Annotated in this window: 17 protein-coding genes; 11 read left to right on the top strand and 6 right to left on the bottom strand. The window is 68.5% G+C overall.

Annotation, left to right across the window (positions count from 1 at the left end; all coding sequences use genetic code 11):
* The first annotated feature begins 32 nt into the window (after positions 1–32).
* Genes nirD through ilvA form a run of 4 tightly spaced genes read left to right on the top strand, consistent with a single transcriptional unit; the run spans position 33 to position 3,502 of the window.
* Entirely contained in the window at positions 33–398 is a 366-nt protein-coding gene (nirD, locus tag AB4879_RS05225) for a nitrite reductase small subunit NirD (RefSeq protein ID WP_102807696.1), read from the top strand.
* Complete coding sequence (locus AB4879_RS05220) at positions 370–1,515, top strand: uroporphyrinogen-III synthase (protein WP_370506733.1); 1,146 nt, start codon at positions 370–372, stop codon at positions 1,513–1,515. Before nirD ends, AB4879_RS05220 begins: the two co-directional genes overlap by 29 nt.
* On the top strand, positions 1,512–2,225 hold the full coding sequence (locus AB4879_RS05215) for a sirohydrochlorin chelatase (RefSeq protein ID WP_370506732.1): 714 nt from the start codon (positions 1,512–1,514) through the stop codon (positions 2,223–2,225). The genes AB4879_RS05220 and AB4879_RS05215 overlap by 4 nt, the downstream gene beginning before the upstream one ends.
* Positions 2,210–3,502 (top strand): threonine ammonia-lyase IlvA, encoded by a 1,293-nt coding sequence (ilvA, locus tag AB4879_RS05210; RefSeq protein ID WP_370506731.1) that lies wholly within the window; start codon positions 2,210–2,212, stop codon positions 3,500–3,502. Before AB4879_RS05215 ends, ilvA begins: the two co-directional genes overlap by 16 nt.
* Here the strand turns inward: ilvA and treZ are convergent.
* From treZ to AB4879_RS05190, 4 genes are read right to left on the bottom strand one after another with little or no spacing between them, the layout of a single operon-like run.
* Positions 3,499–5,223: a malto-oligosyltrehalose trehalohydrolase gene (treZ, locus tag AB4879_RS05205; protein ID WP_370506730.1), complete on the bottom strand. Its 1,725-nt coding sequence runs from the start codon at positions 5,221–5,223 to the stop codon at positions 3,499–3,501. The genes ilvA and treZ overlap by 4 nt on opposite strands.
* On the bottom strand, positions 5,216–7,519 hold the full coding sequence (gene treY, locus AB4879_RS05200; RefSeq protein WP_370506729.1) for a malto-oligosyltrehalose synthase: 2,304 nt from the start codon (positions 7,517–7,519) through the stop codon (positions 5,216–5,218). Before treY ends, treZ begins: the two co-directional genes overlap by 8 nt.
* Positions 7,520–7,536: 17 nt before the next feature.
* Complete coding sequence (glgX, locus tag AB4879_RS05195; RefSeq protein ID WP_102807690.1) at positions 7,537–9,681, bottom strand: glycogen debranching protein GlgX; 2,145 nt, start codon at positions 9,679–9,681, stop codon at positions 7,537–7,539.
* 41 nt (positions 9,682–9,722) lie between these two features.
* A complete protein-coding gene (locus AB4879_RS05190; RefSeq protein ID WP_370506728.1) occupies positions 9,723–11,897 on the bottom strand; it encodes an acyltransferase family protein in 2,175 nt (724 codons plus the stop codon).
* A gap of 127 nt (positions 11,898–12,024) precedes the next feature.
* Here AB4879_RS05190 and AB4879_RS05185 point away from each other — a divergent pair, with 127 nt between their 5' ends.
* From AB4879_RS05185 to AB4879_RS05170, 4 genes are read left to right on the top strand one after another with little or no spacing between them, the layout of a single operon-like run.
* The gene (locus AB4879_RS05185) at positions 12,025–13,317 is read left to right on the top strand and encodes an adenosylmethionine--8-amino-7-oxononanoate transaminase (RefSeq protein ID WP_370506727.1); all 1,293 of its coding nucleotides are present in this window, start codon (positions 12,025–12,027) and stop codon (positions 13,315–13,317) included.
* 31 nt (positions 13,318–13,348) lie between these two features.
* On the top strand, positions 13,349–14,497 hold the full coding sequence (locus AB4879_RS05180; protein WP_370506726.1) for an 8-amino-7-oxononanoate synthase: 1,149 nt from the start codon (positions 13,349–13,351) through the stop codon (positions 14,495–14,497).
* The gene (gene bioD / locus AB4879_RS05175; RefSeq protein WP_370506725.1) at positions 14,494–15,171 is read left to right on the top strand and encodes a dethiobiotin synthase; all 678 of its coding nucleotides are present in this window, start codon (positions 14,494–14,496) and stop codon (positions 15,169–15,171) included. Before AB4879_RS05180 ends, bioD begins: the two co-directional genes overlap by 4 nt.
* A gap of 1 nt (position 15,172) precedes the next feature.
* Positions 15,173–15,697 carry a 2'-5' RNA ligase family protein gene (locus AB4879_RS05170; protein ID WP_370506724.1) on the top strand — a complete coding sequence of 175 codons (525 nt, stop codon included), beginning with the start codon at positions 15,173–15,175 and terminating at the stop codon, positions 15,695–15,697.
* A gap of 9 nt (positions 15,698–15,706) precedes the next feature.
* On the opposite strand, the gene AB4879_RS05165 is transcribed toward AB4879_RS05170, so the two are convergent.
* Positions 15,707–16,285 (bottom strand): TetR family transcriptional regulator, encoded by a 579-nt coding sequence (locus AB4879_RS05165; RefSeq protein ID WP_370506723.1) that lies wholly within the window; start codon positions 16,283–16,285, stop codon positions 15,707–15,709.
* Positions 16,286–16,340: 55 nt separating this feature from the next.
* Between AB4879_RS05165 and bioB the strand changes: the two genes are divergently transcribed.
* From bioB to AB4879_RS05150, 3 genes are read left to right on the top strand one after another with little or no spacing between them, the layout of a single operon-like run.
* On the top strand, positions 16,341–17,348 hold the full coding sequence (gene bioB / locus AB4879_RS05160) for a biotin synthase BioB (protein WP_370506722.1): 1,008 nt from the start codon (positions 16,341–16,343) through the stop codon (positions 17,346–17,348).
* 5 nt (positions 17,349–17,353) lie between these two features.
* Positions 17,354–17,581, top strand: a complete 228-nt coding sequence (locus AB4879_RS05155; protein WP_102807762.1) for a hypothetical protein — start codon at positions 17,354–17,356, stop codon at positions 17,579–17,581.
* Positions 17,578–18,168: a DUF2567 domain-containing protein gene (locus AB4879_RS05150; RefSeq protein WP_370506721.1), complete on the top strand. Its 591-nt coding sequence runs from the start codon at positions 17,578–17,580 to the stop codon at positions 18,166–18,168. Before AB4879_RS05155 ends, AB4879_RS05150 begins: the two co-directional genes overlap by 4 nt.
* A 10-nt stretch (positions 18,169–18,178) precedes the next feature.
* Here the strand turns inward: AB4879_RS05150 and AB4879_RS05145 are convergent, their stop codons facing one another.
* Positions 18,179–19,513, bottom strand: coding sequence for a lipase family protein (locus tag AB4879_RS05145; RefSeq protein WP_370506720.1), 1,335 nt, complete (start codon positions 19,511–19,513; stop codon positions 18,179–18,181).
* Positions 19,514–19,547: the final 34 nt, after the last annotated feature.

Here is a 19,547-nt window from a genome sequence, read left to right as displayed (position 1 = left end):
CCCCTCTATCAAGGTCTTGGAGGCTTGACACGATGACAGTTCTTGCAGATACCCGCCTGGGGCTCGACCTCGATGTGTGGACGCCCGCCTGCCCGCGCAGCGCGCTGCTGGCCGGGCGCGGCGTCGCGGTGTTGCTGCCCGGCGGTGAGCAGGCGGCATTGTTCTTGCTGGCCGACGGCACGCTGGCCGCGGTCGGCAACATCGACCCGTTCGGCCGTGCCGCGGTCATGTCGCGTGGCCTGGTCGGGGACCGGCGCGGTGAGCCGACGGTGGCCTCACCGCTGCTCAAGCAGGTGTTCTCCCTGGTCGACGGTCGCTGCCTCGACGACGAGTCATACGCACTGCCGGTCTACGACGTCAGGGTGGTCGATGGATTCGTCGAGATCAGAAGTCGCTGACCCGCTGGCCGGTTTCACCGTCGGGGTGACCGCCGCGCGCCGGGCCGAAGAGTTCATCACGCTGCTGGAGCGGCGCGGTGCCGCGGTGGTGCACGCCCCGACGATCCGGATCGTGCCGCTGGTCGACGACGTCGAATTGCACCGGGTGACCGAGCATCTCATCGCCGAGCCGCCCGATCTGGTCGTCGTGACCACCGGGATCGGCTTCCGGGGCTGGGTCGAGGCCGCCCACGGCTGGGACGTTCACGACGGTCTGCTCGCCGCACTGGGATCGACGCGCATCCTGGCCCGCGGGCCCAAGGCGCGTGGCGCCGTGCGGCAGGCCGGACTGTGTGAAGAGTGGAGCCCGGAGTCGGAGTCGTCGGTCGAGGTGCTGGAGCGGCTGCTCTCCGAAGGGGTGGACCAGCTGCGGATCGCGGTGCAGTTGCACGGCGCGGCAAGCGAATGGGAGCCCGACACCGACATCTGCGATGCGCTGACCCGGGCCGGCGCCCAGGTGGTGAAGGTGCCGGTGTATCGCTGGGAACAGCCCGAGGACACCCGGCGCATCGACCAGCTGATCGGAATGATCGTCAATTCCGACGTCGACGCGGTGAGTTTCACCAGCGCGCCCGCCGTCGCATCTCTGCTGGAGCGCGCGAAAGCCATTGGCGCACTGGACTGTCTGATCACCGCGTTGCGCAACAACGTCGCGGTGTTCTGTGTCGGTCCGGTGACCGCGACCCCACTGGCCCGGCTGGGTATCGAGCCGCGCTCCCCGCAGCGCTATCGCCTCGGCGCGCTGGCGCGGCTCATCACCGACGAATTGCCATGCCTGGCACAGCAATACAGTGCAGGAGGGCACCGAATCAGCGTGCGTAGCGCCAGCGTCGAGGTGGACGGCCAGCTCAAGGTGCTGCCGCCGGCCGGGATGGCGCTGTTACGGCGGCTGCTGGTGGCACCCGGTCTGGTGGTGTCCCGCGAGGAGTTGCTCGCCGAACTGCCCGGCGGTGGCGGCGACACCCACGCGGTGGAGACCGCGATGGCGCGGTTGCGTTCGGCGCTGGCCGCCCCGCGGGTGGTCCAGACCGTAGTGAAACGCGGCTACCGGCTCGCCGTGGACGTGGAGGCGAGGTGACACCCGAGCTGATCCTGGTCGCCCACGGCACCCGAAGTCCGCAGGGGCTGGCCACCGTCACCGAGATCGCGTCGGCCGTCGCCGAGCACGTGGGCCCGGTGCGTACCGCGTTCGTCGATGTCCTCGGCCCCAATCCCCGCGAGCTGCTGGCCGAGTCGACCAGGCCTGCGATCGTGGTGCCCGCGTTCCTGGCGTCGGGCTACCACGTCAACACCGACCTGCCGGCGCGGATCGCGGAGAGCGGACACGTCACCGTCACCGTCACCGCGGCGCTGGGACCCGACCCGGTGCTGGCCGCGATCATGCGCAGCAGGCTGCTCGACGTGGGCTGGGCACCCGGTGACGCAGTTGTGATGGCGGCCGCGGGGTCCTCCGATCCGGCGGCCCGGCGCGAACTGGTGCGGGCCGCGGCCCTGCTGGGCGACCTGGTGGGTGAGGTGCACCTCGGATTCGTTGCCACCGGCGCCCCGACGGTCGCCGACTTGGTGGGCCGGATCCGAGCGGCCGGGCGGCGAGTGTTCATCGCCTCCTACCTGCTGGCACCGGGGGTGTTCCACACCCGGCTGGCCGGTTGCGGTGCGCACGGAGTGACCGATCCGCTGGGCGCCCACCCGGAACTCGTGGCGCTGTTGGCCCGCCGGTTCGCGCTCACCCCGATTCCCGCATTCGGCCCTGGTGGTGGCACCATTGATCGGTGTCCGCTGAACTGACTCAGGATTCTCGAAGGACGCCGCTGACCCCCCCTATCTCAGCGGCAGACATCGATGAGGCCGGTCAGCGAATTTCCGACGTGGTCAGCCAGAGCCCGCTGCAGTACAGCGACCGGCTCTCGCAGGCCACCGGCGCCGAGGTCTACCTCAAACGCGAGGATCTGCAGAGCGTGCGGTCCTACAAGGTCCGCGGTGCCTACAACCTGCTCAAACAGCTTTCCGACGCCGAAATCGCCGCCGGGGTGGTGTGCTCGTCGGCCGGTAATCACGCGCAGGGCTTCGCGTTGGCCTGCCGGTCGATGGGCGTACACGGGCGGGTCTACGTGCCTGCCAAGACCCCGAAGCAGAAGCGCGACCGCATCCGTTATCACGGTGGGGAGTTCATCGACCTGATCGTCGGCGGGGCGACCTACGACATGGCGGCGCAGGCGGCTCTCGACGATGTCGCCCGCACCGGCGCCACCCTGGTCCCGCCGTTCGACGATCTGCGCACGATGGCCGGCCAGGGCACGATCGCCGTGGAGATCCTCGCCCAGCTCGACACCGAACCGGACCTGGTGGTCGTCCCGATCGGCGGCGGCGGCTGCATCGCGGGAATCACCACCTACCTGGCCGAGCGGACATCCAACACCGCGGTACTCGGCGTCGAACCCGCGGGCGCGGCCTCGATGATCGCGGCCCTGGCCGCCGGCGGCCCGGTCGAACTGGACCACGTCGACCAGTTCGTCGACGGCGCGGCGGTCAAGCAGATCGGTGCGCTGCCGTATCAGGCGCTGGCCGCGGCGGGCGACATGGTGTCGGTGACGACGGTCGACGAGGGTGCGGTCTGCACGGCGATGCTCGACCTGTACCAGAACGAGGGCATCATCGCCGAGCCCGCCGGGGCGCTGTCGGTGGCCGGGCTGCTGGAGGCCGGTGTGCAGCCGGGGTCGACGGTGGTGTGCCTGATCTCCGGCGGCAACAACGACGTATCCCGCTACGGCGAGGTGCTCGAACGGTCGCTGGTGCACCTGGGGCTCAAGCACTACTTCCTGGTCGACTTCCCTCAGGAGCCGGGCGCGTTGCGCCGGTTCCTCGACGAGATCCTCGGACCGAACGACGACATCACCCTGTTCGAGTACGTCAAGCGCAACAACCGCGAAACCGGTGAGGCGCTGGTGGGTATCGAACTCGGCTCGGCCGCCGGGCTGGACGGGCTGCGGGCCCGGATGGATGCCTCCGGCCTGCACGTCGAGGCGCTGGAACCCGGCTCGCCGGCCTACCGGTACCTGACCTAGCCGGAGCGCGTCACCGCCACCGAGTGGCCGGGCAACTCGGTGCCGTGCGCGCCCGCCGTGGGCTCACCCCACCCCAACACCATGTCGCCGCCGACAGGCACGCTGACCGACTGCTCGCCCAGGTTGCAGGCGATCGCAATGTGCCCGCGCCGCATCACGATCCAGCGTTCGTCCTCGTCGAAATCGACCACCAGATGCTGCAGCCACGGGTCGGCCATGTCGGGGTCGGTGCGGCGCAACGCGATCAGGCCGCGGTAGAAGTCCAGCAGCTCGGCGTGCCTGCCCTCGTTGACCTCGTCCCAGTTCAGCTTCGAACGCAGGAACGTCTGCGGGTCCTGCGGGTCCGGGATGTCGTCGGCGTCCCAGCCGTGGTCGGCGAACTCCGCCTTGCGGCCCTCCGCCGTCGCCTTGGCCAGCTCGGGTTCGGGGTGCGAGCTGAAGAACTGGAACGGGGTCGACGCCGCCCATTCCTCGCCCATGAAAAGCATTGCGGTGTAGGGCGATCCGAGTGCGAGCGCGGCCTTGATGGCGAGCTGGCCGTAGTCGAGGTTCTGTGACGGCCGATCGCCGGTCGCGCGGTTGCCGACCTGATCGTGGGTGCAGGTGTAGGCCGTGAGCCGGGTGGCCGGGATCAGCGTCTTGTCCAGCGGCCTGCCGTGTCTGCGGTGCCGGAACGACGAGTAGGTGCCGGCGTGGAAGTAGCCGTTCTGCAGCGTGCTGGCCAGTGCCGACATGGAGCCGAAATCGGCGTAGTAGCCCTGCCGTTCGCCGGACACCGCGGTGTGGATGGCGTGATGGATGTCGTCGTCCCACTGCGCGGTCAGGCCGTATCCGCCGCGATCGCGGGGCGTGATCAGCCGCGGATCGTTGAGGTCGCTCTCGGCGATCAGCGACAGCGGCCGGCCCACAACGGCTGACAGCGCGTCGGTCTCCGCGGTCATCTCTTCGAGGATGTGGATCGCGGTGTTGTCGACCAGCGCGTGCACCGCGTCGAGCCGCAGGCCGTCGGCGTGGAAGTCGCGCATCCAGCGCAGCGCGCAGTCCAGAATGTAGCGGCGCACCTCGTCGGCGTCGGGTCCGGTCAGGTTGACGCCTTCACCCCATGGGTTACTCACCGACGACAGGTACGGCCCGTACTTGGGCAGGTAGTTGCCGGACGGGCCCAGGTGGTTGAACACCGCGTCGATCAGGACGCCGAGTCCGCGAGCATGCGCGGCGTCGATCAGGCGCACCAAACCGTCTGGGCCGCCGTAGGGTTCGTGCACCGCGTACCACAACACACCGTCGTAGCCCCACCCGTGGTCGCCGCTGAAGGCGTTGACGGGCATCAGCTGGACGAAGTCGACGCCGAGGTCCACCAGATAATCCAGCTTCGCGATGGCGGCGTCGAACGTGCCTTCCGGGGTGAATGTTCCGGTGTGCAGCTCGTAGATCACCGCCCCCTCGATGGAGCGGCCGGCCCACTGCGCATCCGACCACTGCGCGGAGGAGGGGTTCCAGAGTTGGGATCGCTGGTGCACCCCGTCGGGCTGGCGGGCGGAGCGCGGATCCGGCAGCACCGTCGGGTCGTCGTCGAGGACGAAGCCGTAGCGGGCGTCCGGGGCGGCGTCGACGTCGGCGCGCCACCAGCCGCCGTCGTCGACGGTCATGTCATGCAGCTGCCCGTCGACGTCGAGGCGCACCTGCTTGGGCAGCGGTGCCCACACGGCGAATTCAGGCATGAGATCTCTCCAAGAGGACGACGGGCAGCTCGGCGAACAAGTCATCGGCCCGAGTCGGACCGGTCCACCGGTTGCCGGTCAGACGGTCGGTCCACGTGCCGTCCGGTAACGGCAGGGTCGTGTCGCCCCAGCCGTCGTGGTGTAGCCGCACGGTCCAGCGGCTGACGGCGACCAGCACGTCGACGCCGCGCTGGAACGCGACGATGTGAGGCGCGGCCGTACCCTCGGCGAGCACGGGACGGTAGTCACCGGACAGGAACGCCTCGGGATGGTCGCGGCGGGCATGCAATGCCGCTCGTACCACCCGAATCTTGCTGTGCAACAGCCGGTCCAGCTCCACGCGACGCTCCGGATAGTCGACCGGCCTGCGATTGTCGGGGTCGACGAGGCTGTCCTCCCACACCTCGGTGCCCTGATAGACGTCCGGGATGCCGGGGACGGTGAGCGCCAGCAGCTTCTGGCCGAGCGCGTCGCTGTGGGCATGCGGTTCGAGTTGCACCACCACTCCGGTGAGTTCGGTGGCGACCGGGCCGTCCAGGATCGCGTCGACCCAGGCGTGCACCGCATCCTCGAACTCGGTGTCCGGGTCATTCCACGACGTGTGCCACATGGCTTCCCGGATGGCCTTCTCGGTGTAGGCGTGCAGGCGCTCGCGCAGCTCGTCGGTGACCTGTCCGTCGGCAGGCCATACGCCGAAGATGTTCTGCAGCAGGAACAATCCGGTCGCGGCGTCCGGCGCGGGGGTGGTGGTCTGCCAACTGCCAACGAACTCGGCCCACAGCGACGGCACCTGCGACAGCACGCCGATGCGTGCCCGCACATCCTCGCCGCGCTTGGTGTCATGGGTGGACAGCGTGGTCATCGACTTCGGCCACAGGCGGCCCCGGACCGCGGAGCTGCGATGGAATTCTGCGGCACTGACGCCGAATCGGTGTGGCTCGCCGCCGACCTCGTTCAGCGACACCAGCCGGGCGTCGCGGTAGAAGTAGCAATCCTCCACCGACTTCGCCGTCATCGCGCCGCACAGCTGCTGCAGCCGTGCGCCAGGCTCGCTGGAGTCACTGGCCAGGGCGGCCGACACCAGCTGCAGCGGGACGGCCAGCTCGGGCCGGGCGGCCACCGTGTGTGCGATGGCGGTGGACAGCACCGCCGACAAGGTGAGGTAATCCGACCGGTACACACCGACTTCGGTCAGCAGCGCCGCCACCGCATCGGGCAACTGCGGATGATCGGCGCCGACGGCCGCCACGATCGCGCGGCGCAGGCGAGCCAGTTCGCTCGACAATGTGTCGGTGGCGGCCCGAATTTTCAGCTCGCGCAACATCTCCGGGGCGGCAGCGTAGTCGAAACCTTCCGCATCGACCAGTTCGGTAAGTGCCTCGGCGCCGGTGGGGTCGACGAAGATGCCGCCCACCTCGCGCAGTACGTCATAGCCCGTGGTGCCGTCGATCGGCAGCGTCGGGTCCAGTGCCTCGTCCACGCCGAGGATCTTCTCGATCACGATCCACGCCTGCGGGCCGGTCAGCTCGCGCAACCACCCCAGGTATCCGGTCGGATCGGTCAGGCCGTCGGGATGGTCGATGCGCACCCCGTCGACCAGGCCCTCGCTGAACCAGCGGGCCACTTCGGCGTGCGAGCTGTCGAAGACCTCCCGGTCTTCCTGACGCAGACCCGCCAGTGAGGTGATCGAGAAGAATCGGCGATAGCCGCACACCCCGTTGCGCCACCCGATCAGCTTGTAGTGCTGCTGATCGTGCACCTCGGGGCCCGGTCCGTCGCCGGTTCCGGGCGCGATGGGGAACGCGAGGTCGCCGAGTCGCAACAGGTCACCGTCGACCGTCAGATCTGCGACGTCGCTGTCAGATCCCAAGACCGGCAACAGGATTCGCCCCTCCGGGTCGACGGACCAGTCGATGTCGAAGTATGTCGCGTACGGCGACTGCCTGCCGTGCTGCAGAACGTCCCACCACCAGGGGTTGCGCTGCGGCTGATCGACCCCGACGTGATTGGGGACGATGTCGACGACCAGACCGAGGCTGCGTGCCTTGGCCGCCTCGGCAAGGCGCGCCAGGCCGTCGGCGCCACCCAGTTCCTCGGACACCGTGGTCGGATCCGTGACGTCGTAGCCATGGGTGGAACCCGGCGCCGCGGTCAGGATGGGGGAGAGGTAGAGGTGGGAGACGCCGAGATCGTCGAGATAGGAGATGAGTTTCTCGGCGTCGGCGAAGGTGAACGCGTCGCCCGCCGAAGCGCCGCGCAGTTGCAGGCGGTAGGTGGACAGCACCGGGTAAGCCATAGCTGAGCCTGTTCCCGCTAGGCAGTCTTTTGAAGCACCAATACCGAGCGAGATGGAACACTTATCGTTTCGCCCGCTTTCACGACAGCATCGGTGGCGCCGGTGGCCTCCGAGGTATCCAGAACTGCGCTCCACTCCTGCGCGTATTCGCCCTCGGGAACGGTGAACTCGATCGGCTTCTTGTGAGCGTTGAAACACAGCAGGAACGAATCGTCGACCACCCGCTCGCCGCGGGAATTCGGCTCCGGGATCGCATCGCCGTTGAGGAAGACACCCACGAACTTGAAGCCGGAGTTCCAGTCGTCATGGGACATCTCCTGGCCGGCGGTGGTGAGCCAGGCGATGTCGCGCACCTGATCGCCGGTGCGCAGCGGTTCGCCGTCGAAGAACCGGCGCCGCCGAAAGACCGGGTGCGCCTTGCGCAGTGCGGTCGCCCGGGTGGTGAACTCCAGCAGCTCGGCGTTGGTTTCCTTGAACGTCCAGTCCATCCACGACAGCGGTGAGTCCTGGCAGTAGACATTGTTGTTGCCCTGCTGGGTGCGGCCGATCTCATCGCCGTGGGCGATCATCGGGGTGCCCTGCGACAGAATCAGGGTGGCCAGGATGTTGCGCATCTGCTGATGGCGCAGCGCCATGATCGCCGGATCGTCGGTCGGACCCTCCACACCGCAGTTCCACGACCGGTTGTGGCTTTCGCCGTCCCGGTTGTCCTCGCCGTTGGCCTCGTTGTGCTTCTCGTTGTAGGACACCAGGTCGGCGAGGGTGAAGCCGTCGTGACAGGTGACGAAGTTGATGCTCGCGCTGGGCCGCCGGCCGGTCGCCTCGTAGAGGTCCGACGAGCCGGTCAGCCGGGAGGCGAACTCGCCAAGGGTCGCCGGCTCGCCGCGCCAGTAGTCGCGGACGGTGTCGCGGTACTTGCCGTTCCACTCGGTCCACAGACCTGGGAAGTTGCCGACCTGATAGCCGCCCTCGCCGACATCCCACGGCTCGGCGATGAGCTTGACCTGGCTGATCACCGGATCCTGTTGCACCAGGTCGAAGAACGCGCTCAATCGGTCGACGTCGTAGAACTCCCGCGCCAGTGTCGACGCCAGGTCGAAGCGGAATCCGTCGACGTGCATTTCCAGCACCCAGTACCGCAGCGAGTCCATGATCAGCTGCAGCGTGTGCGGATGCCGGGCGTTGAGGCTGTTGCCGGTGCCGGTGAAATCCTTGTAGAACCGTTTGTCGTCGTCGAGCAGCCGGTAGTAGGCGGCGTTGTCGATACCGCGGAAGTTGATCGTCGGGCCCAGATGGTTGCCCTCGGCGGTGTGGTTGTAGACCACATCGAGGATCACCTCGATCCCGGCCTCGTGGAACGAGCGGACCATGGTCTTGAATTCGGCCACCGCGCCACCGGCGTGCTGGGTCGACGAGTATTGGTAGTGCGGCGCGAAGAAACCGAAAGTGTTGTAGCCCCAATAGTTTCGCAGTCCCAGGTCCAGCAGACGGTGGTCGTGCATGAACTGGTGCACCGGCATCAACTCGATCGCCGTCACGTTCAGGCTCTTGAGATGGTCGATGACCGCCGGGTGGCCCAGCCCGGCATAGGTGCCGCGAAGCTCGTCGGGGATCCCGGGATGGGTTTGGGTCATCCCCTTGACGTGCGCCTCGTAGATGATCGTCTCGTGGTACGGCGTGCGCGGCGGATGGTCGGAGCCCCACTGGAAGAACGGGTTGATCACCACGCTGGTCATGGTGTGGCCCAACGAGTCGACCATCGGCGGGGTGCCGCCGGACGCCAGGTCCTCGGCGTCGAGGTCATAGGAGTACAGCGCCTGGCCGAATTCGAAGTCGCCGTGGAACGACTTGCCGTACGGGTCGAGGAGAAGCTTGCTGGGATCGCACCGGTGGCCGGCCGCCGGATCCCACGGACCGTGCACCCGGAAGCCGTAGCGCTGTCCCGGAGTGACCGTGGGCAGGTAGGTGTGCCAGACGAATCCGTCGACCTCGTCGAGGTTGATGCGGGTCTCGGTGCCGTCTTTGGCGATCAAGCAGAGTTCGACGGAGTCGGCGACCTCGGAGAACACCGAAAAATTCGTGCCGGCGCCGTCATAGGTGGCCCCGAGCGGGTACGGGGTACCCGGCCACCTGGTGACCAGCGCGGGTTCGCTCGATGCCATCGTTAGACCTTATCGACGTGGCGCGCGTGATGCGCAAGTTGTCACCACCACCGGGTGGCAGCCCCCAGTTGCCTGCCCAGCTCAGGGATCAACGTGCGCATATACGTCGCGGAGATGTGATGAGAATCGTGGTAGATCAGGACATTTCCCTCGACGGCGCGGCACACGTCCGGTCGGCACACCGCGTCGCTGAGGTCGAGGATCCGCATCTGCGGGAACTGCGCCAGGAAATCCAGGGTCTGATTGCGGTCGGAGAGCACCTCGGAGCGCTTGATCCCGCATGATTCCGCGTCGCCGCCCTTGGCCAGGCAATCGGTCGGGAAGAACGGTTCGCCGTTACGCACCAGCCACGGGGTGTCACGCATTGCCAGGATCGAAATGTTGTTGTCCGACAAGGTCTTCCAGATCCCGATGTAGGTCGCCGGCATCACGTCGCCGGGTTTGATGTTCCACGGCCGGGTCGATGTGGTGAAGACGAAGCTCGGGCGGTCACTGATCAGTTTGTCCATCACCCGTTCGTTCCACTCGTGGCACTTCGGGTATGGCCGGTTGTCGCCCATGACCAGCGGTTCCTGCTCGGTGGTCAGCGGGCAGCCCATCTTCAGGTACGTGACGATCTTGAAGTGGTGCATCTTGGCCAGCGCGTCCAGGGCGGTGATCCAGTGCTCGGCATGCGATCCGCCCGCCAGCGCGATGGTCCGGGTCGCCGACAGGTCGCCGTAGGTGCAGTTGATGATCCCGACATTGTCGAAGTCACTGATGCAGCCGTCGTTGGTGGATTCGGGGAGGTCGTTCTTGGCCTCGAGCACGGTGGGCCGCATCGGCAGCTTCGGCACCCGGGCGTTTTCGGTCAGGGCCCGCGCTCCCGGGTAACCCGTGGAAGAAAGCGTCACCAGTTCCTTGCCGTGCGAGCGCTGCACGATGACGTGCTCGCGCCACGTGAACGACGTCGCCGTCAGCGCCACCCCGAGGAGTCCCACGGTGGTGCCCAGCGCGATCGTGGGCCGGCGCAGGCGGGTGCGCCACGGAATCGTGGGCTGTGGCGTCACCTGCGCCGCGTCGCCGCGCCGGAACCGCAGCGGCTCCTCGACGAATCGCATGGTGAGGTAGGCCAGCACGCCGGAGATCGCGAGGATGATTGCGCCGTCGACGAAGCCGGCCCGGCTGCCGTCGGTGTAGGCGAGCCAGAAGATCAACAGCGGCCAGTGCCATAGATACAGCGAGTAGGCCATCGCGCCCAGGGTCATCAGCGGGGCGGCCGACAACAGCCGGTTGGGTAGCGGCAGGCGGGCACTGGTCGACGGCCGGGACTGGCGGTTCGCCGCCGCGAGAATCATCAGCACGGTCGCGCCGACCGGCACGAGCGCCCACGGGCCGGGGAACTCGCGGACCCCGTCGATCAACGCACCGCACGACACGATCGCGGCCAGCCCGACTGCGGCCGCCACCGTGCGCAGCCACATCGGCCAGCGGATGTACGGCACCATCGCACCCACCAGGACGCCCAGGAGCAGTTCCCAGGCGCGCGCGAAGCTGTTGTAGTACGCGGCCGTCTGGTCGTTGACGTGGAGCACGACGGCAAAGCTGAATGACGCGACGGTGAGGCCGGCCAGCAAAGCAACGAACATCGGGCGCAATCGTCTGCCCAGTGGGCGCCTCAGCAAATAGGCGAACGCGAAAATAAGGACAAGGAACGACAGGTAGAACTGGCCCTGAACGGACATCGACCAGATGTGCTGCAGCGGGCTGACCGCTTCGCCCGCCCGTAGGTAGTTGGACTCGGTCGCCGAGAGCTCCCAGTTCTGGTAGTACGCCAGGCTGGACAGACTCTGGTCAGCAAAGGTTTCCCAGCGGGTCTGAGGCTGGATGAGGACGGTCAAAACGGCGCCCGCGGCAAGCACCACGACCAGTGCCGGCAGCAGTCTGCGGACAAGTCGGCGAATCTCTGGCCAGGGCGACAGCGAAGAGTCGGGATCCAGCGCGGTGCGCAACAGGGACCCGCCGAAGAAAAACCCGGAGAGCACCAGGAAGACGTCCACCCCGCCCGAGACGCGCCCGAACCACACGTGGAACACCGCGACGAGGGCGATCGCCAACCCGCGCAGACCGTCCAGATCGTGACGGTAGAAGCCCGATTTCCGCGAACCCATCGCCGCGCCGGGAGGGGAGTCCGCCGGCGTCACTGTTGACGGGCGGGGCGGGCTGAGGGTGAACATGATCGGGGCTCAATCTACCCAACCCCGGTAGTCTTCTCATCCGCAGCGAAGGGCGCGTCGAAGCTACGGAATCCGTTGAGCAAACGCGCTCGGGGGCTGATGTCGACCTCGGCTAGGCTCACACAGCGTGTCGGCGTTGACCCCCCAGCAGATCAGTGAGATCGACGCCGCGCATATCTGGCACCCGTACAGCACGATCGGCGCCGAGGCGATGGCGCCGGTGGTGGCCACCGGCGCCCAGGGGGCGTGGCTCACCCTGGTTCGCGACGACACCGAGATCAGGGTGCTCGATGCGATGGCGTCCTGGTGGACGGCGGTGCACGGTCACGGCCACCCGGTGCTCGACGCGGCCCTGAGCCGCCAGTTGTCGACGATGAATCACGTCATGTTCGGCGGGTTGACCCACGAGCCCGCCGCGCGTCTCGCGCAGCTGCTGGTCGACATCACACCGGCCGGGCTGGAAACCGTGTTCTTCTCCGACTCCGGCTCGGTGGCCGTGGAGGTCGCAGTCAAGATGGCGCTGCAGTATTGGCGCAGCGCGGGCCGCTTCGGCAAGTCCAAGCTGATGACGTGGCGTGGCGGATATCACGGCGACACCTTCACCCCGATGAGCGTCTGCGACCCGGACGGCGGGATGCATTCGCTGTGGAGCGACGTGCTGTCCCCGCAGGTGTTCGCGCCCCCGGTGCCGGGGGACTACGACCCGGCCTACGTCGCGGCGTTCGCGGAGCAGTTGCTCGAGCATGCCGATTCACTCGCCGCGGTGATCGTCGAGCCGGTCGTGCAGGGCGCGGGCGGGATGCGATTCCACGACCCGCGCTACCTGAGCGACCTGCGCGCGCTGTGCGACCGCGCCGGAGTGCTGCTGATCTTCGACGAGATCGCCACCGGGTTCGGGCGCACCGGGGAGCTGTTCGCCGCCGACCATGCCGGGGTCAGTCCGGACATCATGTGCGTCGGCAAGGCGTTGACCGGCGGTTACGTGACGCTGGCGGCCACCCTGTGCACGCTGGAGATTGCCCGGACGATCAGTGGTAGCGAGGCCGGTGCGTTGATGCACGGGCCCACGTTCATGGCCAATGCGCTGGCATGCGCGGTGTCGGTGGCCGCGGTCGAACTGTTGCTCGCGCAGGACTGGCGCGGCCGGGTGGCCGAGATCGGCGCCGGGCTGGCCGAAGGGCTCGAGCCGGCCCGCGCGCTGTCGTCGGTGGCCGATGTCCGGGTGCTCGGTGCGATCGGAGTGATCGAGACGCGGCAGCCGGTCGACCTGACCGTCGCCACCCCGGTCGCCCTGGACAACGGCGTCTGGCTGCGGCCCTTCCGCAACCTGATCTACGCGATGCCGCCGTTCATCTGCACGCCGGCCGAGGTGGATCAGATCACCTCGGCGATGGTCGCCGTGGCCCGTGCTCTAACCTGAACGGTGTTCAAGTAGCGTCGGAGGAGTGCCTGTGACCCGCGTCGGTCTGTCCCCACTGGCCTGGCTCGACACCGTCGAGCAGCAGCGCCGCAACGCCGGCCTGCGTCGATCGCTGCGCACCCGGCCCGCGGTGGCCACCGAACTGGACCTGGCCTCCAACGATTATCTGGGCCTGTCCCAGCATCCCGCCGTCATCGACGGTGGGGTCGCCGCGTTGCGCACCTGGGGTGCGGGCTCGACCGGCTCGCGGCTGGTCACCGGGAACACCGAACTGCACGAGGAATTCGAGCGGGCGCTGGCCGATTTCGCCGGCGCCGAGGCGGCGCTGGTGTTCTCCTCGGGCTACACCGCCAACATCGGCGCCACCGTGGCGCTGTCCGGCCCCGGTTCGCTGATCGTGTCCGACGCGCTGTCGCACGCCTCGCTGGTCGACGCCTGCCGACTGTCGCGGGCGCGGGTCGTCGTGGCCCCGCACCTTGATGTCGACGCGGTCGAGGCCGCGCTGGCCGGGCGCGACGAGGAGCGGGCGCTGGTCATCACCGAATCGGTGTTCAGCACCGACGGCGCGCTGGCACCGCTGCGCAGGCTGCACGAGGTCTGCCGCAAGCACGATGCGCTGCTGCTGGTCGACGAGGCCCATGGTCTCGGGGTCCGCGGCGCCGGCGGGCGCGGCCTGATCCACGAGGCCGGATTGGCCGGGGCGCCCGACGTGATCATGACGACCACGATGTCGAAGTCGCTGGGCAGCCAGGGCGGCGCGGTGCTCGGCCCCGCCGCGGTGCGCGACCACCTCATCGACGCCGCGCGCACGATGATCTTCGACACCGGGCTGGCTCCGGCGCCGGTCGGCGCCGCGCTGGCCGCGCTCACCGTGCTGACCGCCGAACCGCAGCGGGCCACGGCGGTGATCGACCGGGCCCGGGAGTTGGCCGAGCTGTGCGACGTCCCCGACAATCCCGAATCTGCCGTCGTATCTGTCATTCTCGGCGACCCGGAGATCGCGGTGGCCGCGGCGAGCGCATGCCTGGAGGCCGGGGTGCGGGTCGGTTGTTTCCGGCCGCCGACGGTTCCTGCCGGCACCTCGCGGCTGCGACTGACCGCGCGGGCATCGTTGACCGACGACGAGATGGACACCGCGCGCGACGTCTTGACCTCGGTATTGGCGGCGCACCCCCGATGAGCGTGCTGGTCGTCACCGGCACCGGGACCGGGGTGGGAAAAACCGTTGTGACCGCGGCGCTGGCCTGCCACGCGCGGGTGGCCGAGCGGGATGTGGCGGTGTGCAAGCCGGTGCAGACCGGCACCGCCGACGGCGACGACGACCTCGCGGAAGTGGGCAGGCTGTCCGGCGTCACCGAACTGTTCGGGGTCGCCCGGTATCCGGATCCGCTGGCGCCGGTGGCAGCGGCCGACAGCGCCGGCCTGCCGCTGCCCAGCACCGGCGAGCTGCTGAGCGTCATCCGCGACGTCGACAGGGCCGGGCGGCTGACGCTGGTCGAGGGGGCCGGTGGCCTGCTGGTGGAACTGACAGCCGACGGCGCGACGCTGCGCGATCTCGCGGTCGAACTCGCCGCGCCGGTGCTCGTCGTCGTCGAACCGGGTCTGGGTACGCTGAACCACACCTCCTTGACGTTGGAAGGGCTTGGCGCCAAGGGCCTTTCGTGTGCCGGTCTGGTGATCGGCGCCTGGCCCGCCCAGCCCGGCCCGGCGGAGAAATCCAACCGTGAGGCGTTGGCCAAACTGGCTCCGGTCCGCGCGGCGCTGCCGGCGGGGGTGGCCGCGGTGTCGCCGAATGACTTCGCGCTGTTCAGCGCTCGGGCGTTCGACCCGGACTGGGTCGCCGGCCTGATCTGAGATGGCGCACTCGATCGAACTGCTCCTCGACCAGCGTGCCGACAACGCGGTGCGGCACACGTGGCAGGCGCTGGCCGATGCCGGTCTGCCCAGCCAACTGCGGGTCACCTCCGATACCAACCGCCCGCACATCACGCTGATCGCCGCCGAGCAGATCTCACCCGACGTCGACGAGCGCCTGGCCGCACTGGCGGACCGGTTACCGCTTCGTGCGGTCCTGGGCGCGCCGCTGATCTTCGGCGTCGGGCGGATGACGCTGGCGCGGTTGGTGGTTCCCTCCGCAGGACTACTGGCTCTGCACGAACACATCTACGACGTGTGCCTGCCGTCGGTGACCAATGTCTTCGCACACAGCGTGCCGGGCCGGTGGACGCCGCACGTCACGTTGGGGCGCCGGTTCACCCCGGCTCAGGCCGGCGACGCCCTCGGATTGGTCGACGGGATCACCACCGACATCCGGGCCGGCATCGTGGGGCTACGACGTTGGGACAGTGATGCGCGGACCGATCGCGTGCTGATCAGTTAATCTGCGCGGTCACACCGGCAGGCTGCGCCGCGCCGCGATGCCGTCGACCAGCAGCTGCACCCCGAAGCCGAACCGGCGGCTGGCGTCGGCGCCGAGCACGGATTGTTCGTCGGGGAGGTCGGCGCCGGCGGCGTCCCATTGCAGACGGGACTGCTCGTCAGCGGTGAAGCCCAGCACGTAATAGAGGACAGTGCGGCCGGCGGTCCCGGCGTGCGCGGCATCGACGCCCGCGGAGATCGCCGCGTCGGCCAGCCAGTCCAGGATCTGCGTCATCGCCTCCGACTGGCCTGCGGCGAAACTGGCGGACACCAGCTCGGCGCCGTCGGTGTGGGACAGCAGGGCGTCGCGCAACTGGGCGCAGATCGCCTCGACGCGGACGCGCCAGTCCGCAGACACATCGTGGACACTTCGCAGGATTCGGTCAGCGACCGCGCCGAGTAGTTGCTGCTTGTTGGCGAAATGCCAGTACAGCGCGCCGGGGGAGACCGCGAGCTCGCGGGCCAGCCGCCGCATGGACAGGTCGGCCATGCCGTAGTTGTCCAGCAGTGTCGTCGCCGCGTCGACCACGTCGCGTTTGTGGAGCTGCACACGGGTAGCCTAGCCTGAACACTGTTCAAGTTGGCGAACGCAGGAGGACGAGCCGGTGACGCAGGCAGCGACGGACGTATTGGCACTGGCGCGCGAGCAGGTGCTCGAGCGCGGCGAGGGGCTATCCCGCGATCAGGTGCTCGAGGTCCTGCAGCTGTCCGACGATCACCTCGAAGAACTCCTGGCCCTCGCCCACGAGGTCCGGATGAAGTGGTGCGGCCCCGAGGTCGAGGTCGAGGGCATCATCAGCCTGAAAACCGGTGGCTGCCCGGAGGATTGCCACTTCTGTTCGCAGTCCGGCCTGTTCGCCTCGCCGGTGCGCAGCGCCTGGCTGGACATCCCGAGCCTGGTCGAGGCCGCCAAGCAGACCGCGAAGTCCGGCGCCACCGAGTTCTGCATCGTGGCCGCCGTGCGCGGACCCGACGAGCGGCTGCTGGCCCAGGTGGCCGCCGGAATCGAGGCGATTCGCAACGAGGTCGACATTCAGATCGCCTGCTCGCTGGGGATGCTCACCCAGGAGCAGGTGGACCGCCTCAAGGAGATGGGCGTCCACCGCTACAACCACAACCTCGAGACCGCGCAGTCCTACTTCCCGAACGTCGTCACCACCCACTCGTGGGAGGAGCGGTGGGGAACGCTGGAGATGGTGCGCGAGGCCGGCATGGAGGTGTGCTGTGGCGGCATCCTCGGTATGGGGGAGACGCTCGAGCAGCGCGCCGAGTTCGCCGCGAACCTGGCCGAACTCGATCCGCACGAGGTGCCGCTGAACTTCCTGAACCCGCGGCCGGGCACCCCGTTCGGTGATCTGGAGGTGTTGCCGGCGTCCGAGGCCCTCAAGGCCGTCGCCGCGTTCCGCCTGGCACTGCCGCGCACGATGCTCCGGTTCGCCGGTGGCCGGGAGATCACGCTCGGCGACCTCGGCGCCAAACAGGGCATCCTGGGTGGCATCAACGCCGTGATCGTCGGAAACTACCTGACGACGCTGGGTCGCCCGGCTGAGGCCGATCTCGAGCTGCTCGAGGATCTGCAGATGCCGATCAAGGCTCTGAACGCCAGCCTGTAGTGGCGATGGTCGGACAGCTGCCCGCTCCGGTGAGTGCCGGGGTCTACAACGTCTACACCGGTGAGCCCGCCGGCAGCGTGGTGCCCACCGCCGCACAGCTCGGACTCGAGCCGCCTCGCTTCTGCGCGGAGTGCGGACGCCGGATGGTGGTCCAGGTTCGCCCGGACGGCTGGTGGGCCAAGTGCTCGCGCCACGGGCGGGTCGACTCCCACGATCTGGAGGACCAGCGGTGAATCCTGAATCACAACAACGCTTTTCGCGGCTCCGCGCGGCAATCGTGGTGGTCGTCGGGTTGACCGTGACGGGTGCGGTGATCGGCGCCGTGTGGTCGGTCCTGGCGCCCTCTGCGCACGGCGTGGTGGCGCTGACCCGATCCGGTCAGCGGGTGCAGACCTACCTCGGCAGCGAATCCGACCACCTGTTCGTGGCGGCGGCACTGCTCATCGGGTTGCTGACGTCGATGGCGATCGTCGCGGCGGTGCTGGTGTGGCAGTGGCGCGCCCATCGCGGGCCGCTGCTGGCGACCGCGCTGTGGGTCGGTTCGATAACCGCGGCCGCAGCGGCCGCGGGCGTCGGTGCGCTGCTGGTGCGCTGGCATTATGGGCCGGTCCCGTTCGACACGGCTCCGGTCACCCCGGAGAACCGGATCTTCTACTACTCCGAGGCGCCGCCGGTGTTCTTCGCGCACGGGCCGTTGCAGATCGCGACGACGCTGCTGTTCCCGGCTGCGATTGCGGCGCTGACATATGCCTTGATGGCGGTGGCCACACCGCGTGACGATCTCGGTGCCGTGCCGCCGATGGACCGCGCTGCCGCCTAGAGCCGGGTCCCTAGAGTGGCCGAAACGGCACCCGACCGCCGGACACCACGCGCGCGACGATCCCGCCGAGGCGCAACATTCCCGCGTAGGTCATGGGATTGAGCAGTGTCGGCCACTTCGTGCGCACGATGTGCTCGTCGATCGGGCGCTGGGCGAACCGGTCGGTCAGCCAGCGCAGCGTCATCGGCGCCGACATCGGATGCAGCAGCATGTGCTCGCTGAACATGTCGCGGTGGTAGGTCACCCGCGCCCCGCCGGCGGAGTAGGTGTGCACCAGGTCGTCGATGTCGTCGACGTCGATCACCGAGTCGTGGACGGCCTGCACGATCAGCACCGGAAGGTCGGGAACCGCCTTGCCGAGCTTGATGTTGTCGAAGACGTACTGGACTTCCGGTGTCGCCAGGATCTCTTCCAGCGGCGGGTGGACCAGGTCGTCGAAGTCGGTGCGGAACAACCGGATGACGGCCTCCGCGGTTGTCATGTTCTCGAGCCGACGTAGCAGGGCCAGCCCGTCCTCGGTGGCGTTCTGTTCGATCACCCGGTTCAGATCGGGATAGGTCTTGGCCAGCGCGGCCACCACGAGCGCGGGAAGTGCGGCGAGGTAGGAGCCGTTGAGCCGGCGGAACGTGTGGCCCAGGTCGCCGACCGGCGAACCCAGGACGGCGCCGACGATGTTCAGTTCGGGGGCGTAGTCCTCGTGCACCTCGGCCGCCCACGCGGTGGCGAGCCCGCCGCCGGAGTAGCCCCACAACCCGATCTGGCTGTCCGCGGCGAGACCGAACGCCTCAAACCCGAGTGCTGCGCGCACCCCGTCCAGGACGGCGTAGCCGGGTTCGTAGGGGGCGCCCCAGATGCCGGCCGGGCCCTCGTGGTCGGGGACCGAAACCACCCAGCCCTCGGCGAGGGCGGCAGCGACGAGCAGGTACTCCAGCTGGGGCAGCGAGCCGACGGCTTTGGCGTGTCTGCGCATCGCGTAGGAGGGGAAGCAGCGCGAGGCCACCGCGTCGATGGCGCACTGATACGAGACGACGTTGCGGACCTGGTCGGGGGTGTGGCCGGTCGGGATGAGCACCGTGGTGACGGTCGCCTGCGGTAACCCGTTGTGGTCGGTGCTGCGGTACAGCAGCTGGGTGGCCCGCACCCGCTGCGGGATCAGTCCCAGAAAACCCAGTTGGACGTCGCGGGAGCGCAGCACCGTGCCGGGCTCGGCATGTTCGAAACCGGCGGGCGGCTCGTAGAACGGATCCTCGTCCGGGAGCAGCGGATGCGCACCGCGCTCGAGCTCCTCGTGCGGGGCGCGGCCGATCCATTCGGGGCTCGGCGCCCCGGTGCTCACCGGATGCATTCCACCCTTTCTACCTTAAGAAGGGTCTAAGAAG

It is taken from the genome of Mycobacterium sp. SA01 (genome assembly GCF_041287105.1).
Classification (GTDB): Bacteria; Actinomycetota; Actinomycetes; order Mycobacteriales; family Mycobacteriaceae; genus Mycobacterium.
This window is presented reverse-complemented; position numbering and strand designations above follow the sequence as displayed.

What these genes read in the sequence shown, in the direction of transcription:
- nirD (WP_102807696.1), top strand. Translation starts at nt 33, where the DNA reads ATGACAGTTCTTGCAGATACCCGCCTGGGGCTCGACCTCGATGTGTGG.
- AB4879_RS05220 (WP_370506733.1), top strand. Translation starts at nt 370, where the DNA reads ATGGATTCGTCGAGATCAGAAGTCGCTGACCCGCTGGCCGGTTTCACC.
- treZ (WP_370506730.1), bottom strand. Translation starts at nt 5,223, where the DNA reads ATGCCTGAATTCGCCGTGTGGGCACCGCTGCCCAAGCAGGTGCGCCTC.
- treY (WP_370506729.1), bottom strand. Translation starts at nt 7,519, where the DNA reads ATGGCTTACCCGGTGCTGTCCACCTACCGCCTGCAACTGCGCGGCGCT.
- glgX (WP_102807690.1), bottom strand. Translation starts at nt 9,681, where the DNA reads ATGGCATCGAGCGAACCCGCGCTGGTCACCAGGTGGCCGGGTACCCCG.
- AB4879_RS05190 (WP_370506728.1), bottom strand. Translation starts at nt 11,897, where the DNA reads ATGTTCACCCTCAGCCCGCCCCGCCCGTCAACAGTGACGCCGGCGGAC.
- bioD (WP_370506725.1), top strand. Translation starts at nt 14,494, where the DNA reads ATGAGCGTGCTGGTCGTCACCGGCACCGGGACCGGGGTGGGAAAAACC.
- AB4879_RS05170 (WP_370506724.1), top strand. Translation starts at nt 15,173, where the DNA reads ATGGCGCACTCGATCGAACTGCTCCTCGACCAGCGTGCCGACAACGCG.
- AB4879_RS05155 (WP_102807762.1), top strand. Translation starts at nt 17,354, where the DNA reads ATGGTCGGACAGCTGCCCGCTCCGGTGAGTGCCGGGGTCTACAACGTC.
- AB4879_RS05145 (WP_370506720.1), bottom strand. Translation starts at nt 19,513, where the DNA reads ATGCATCCGGTGAGCACCGGGGCGCCGAGCCCCGAATGGATCGGCCGC.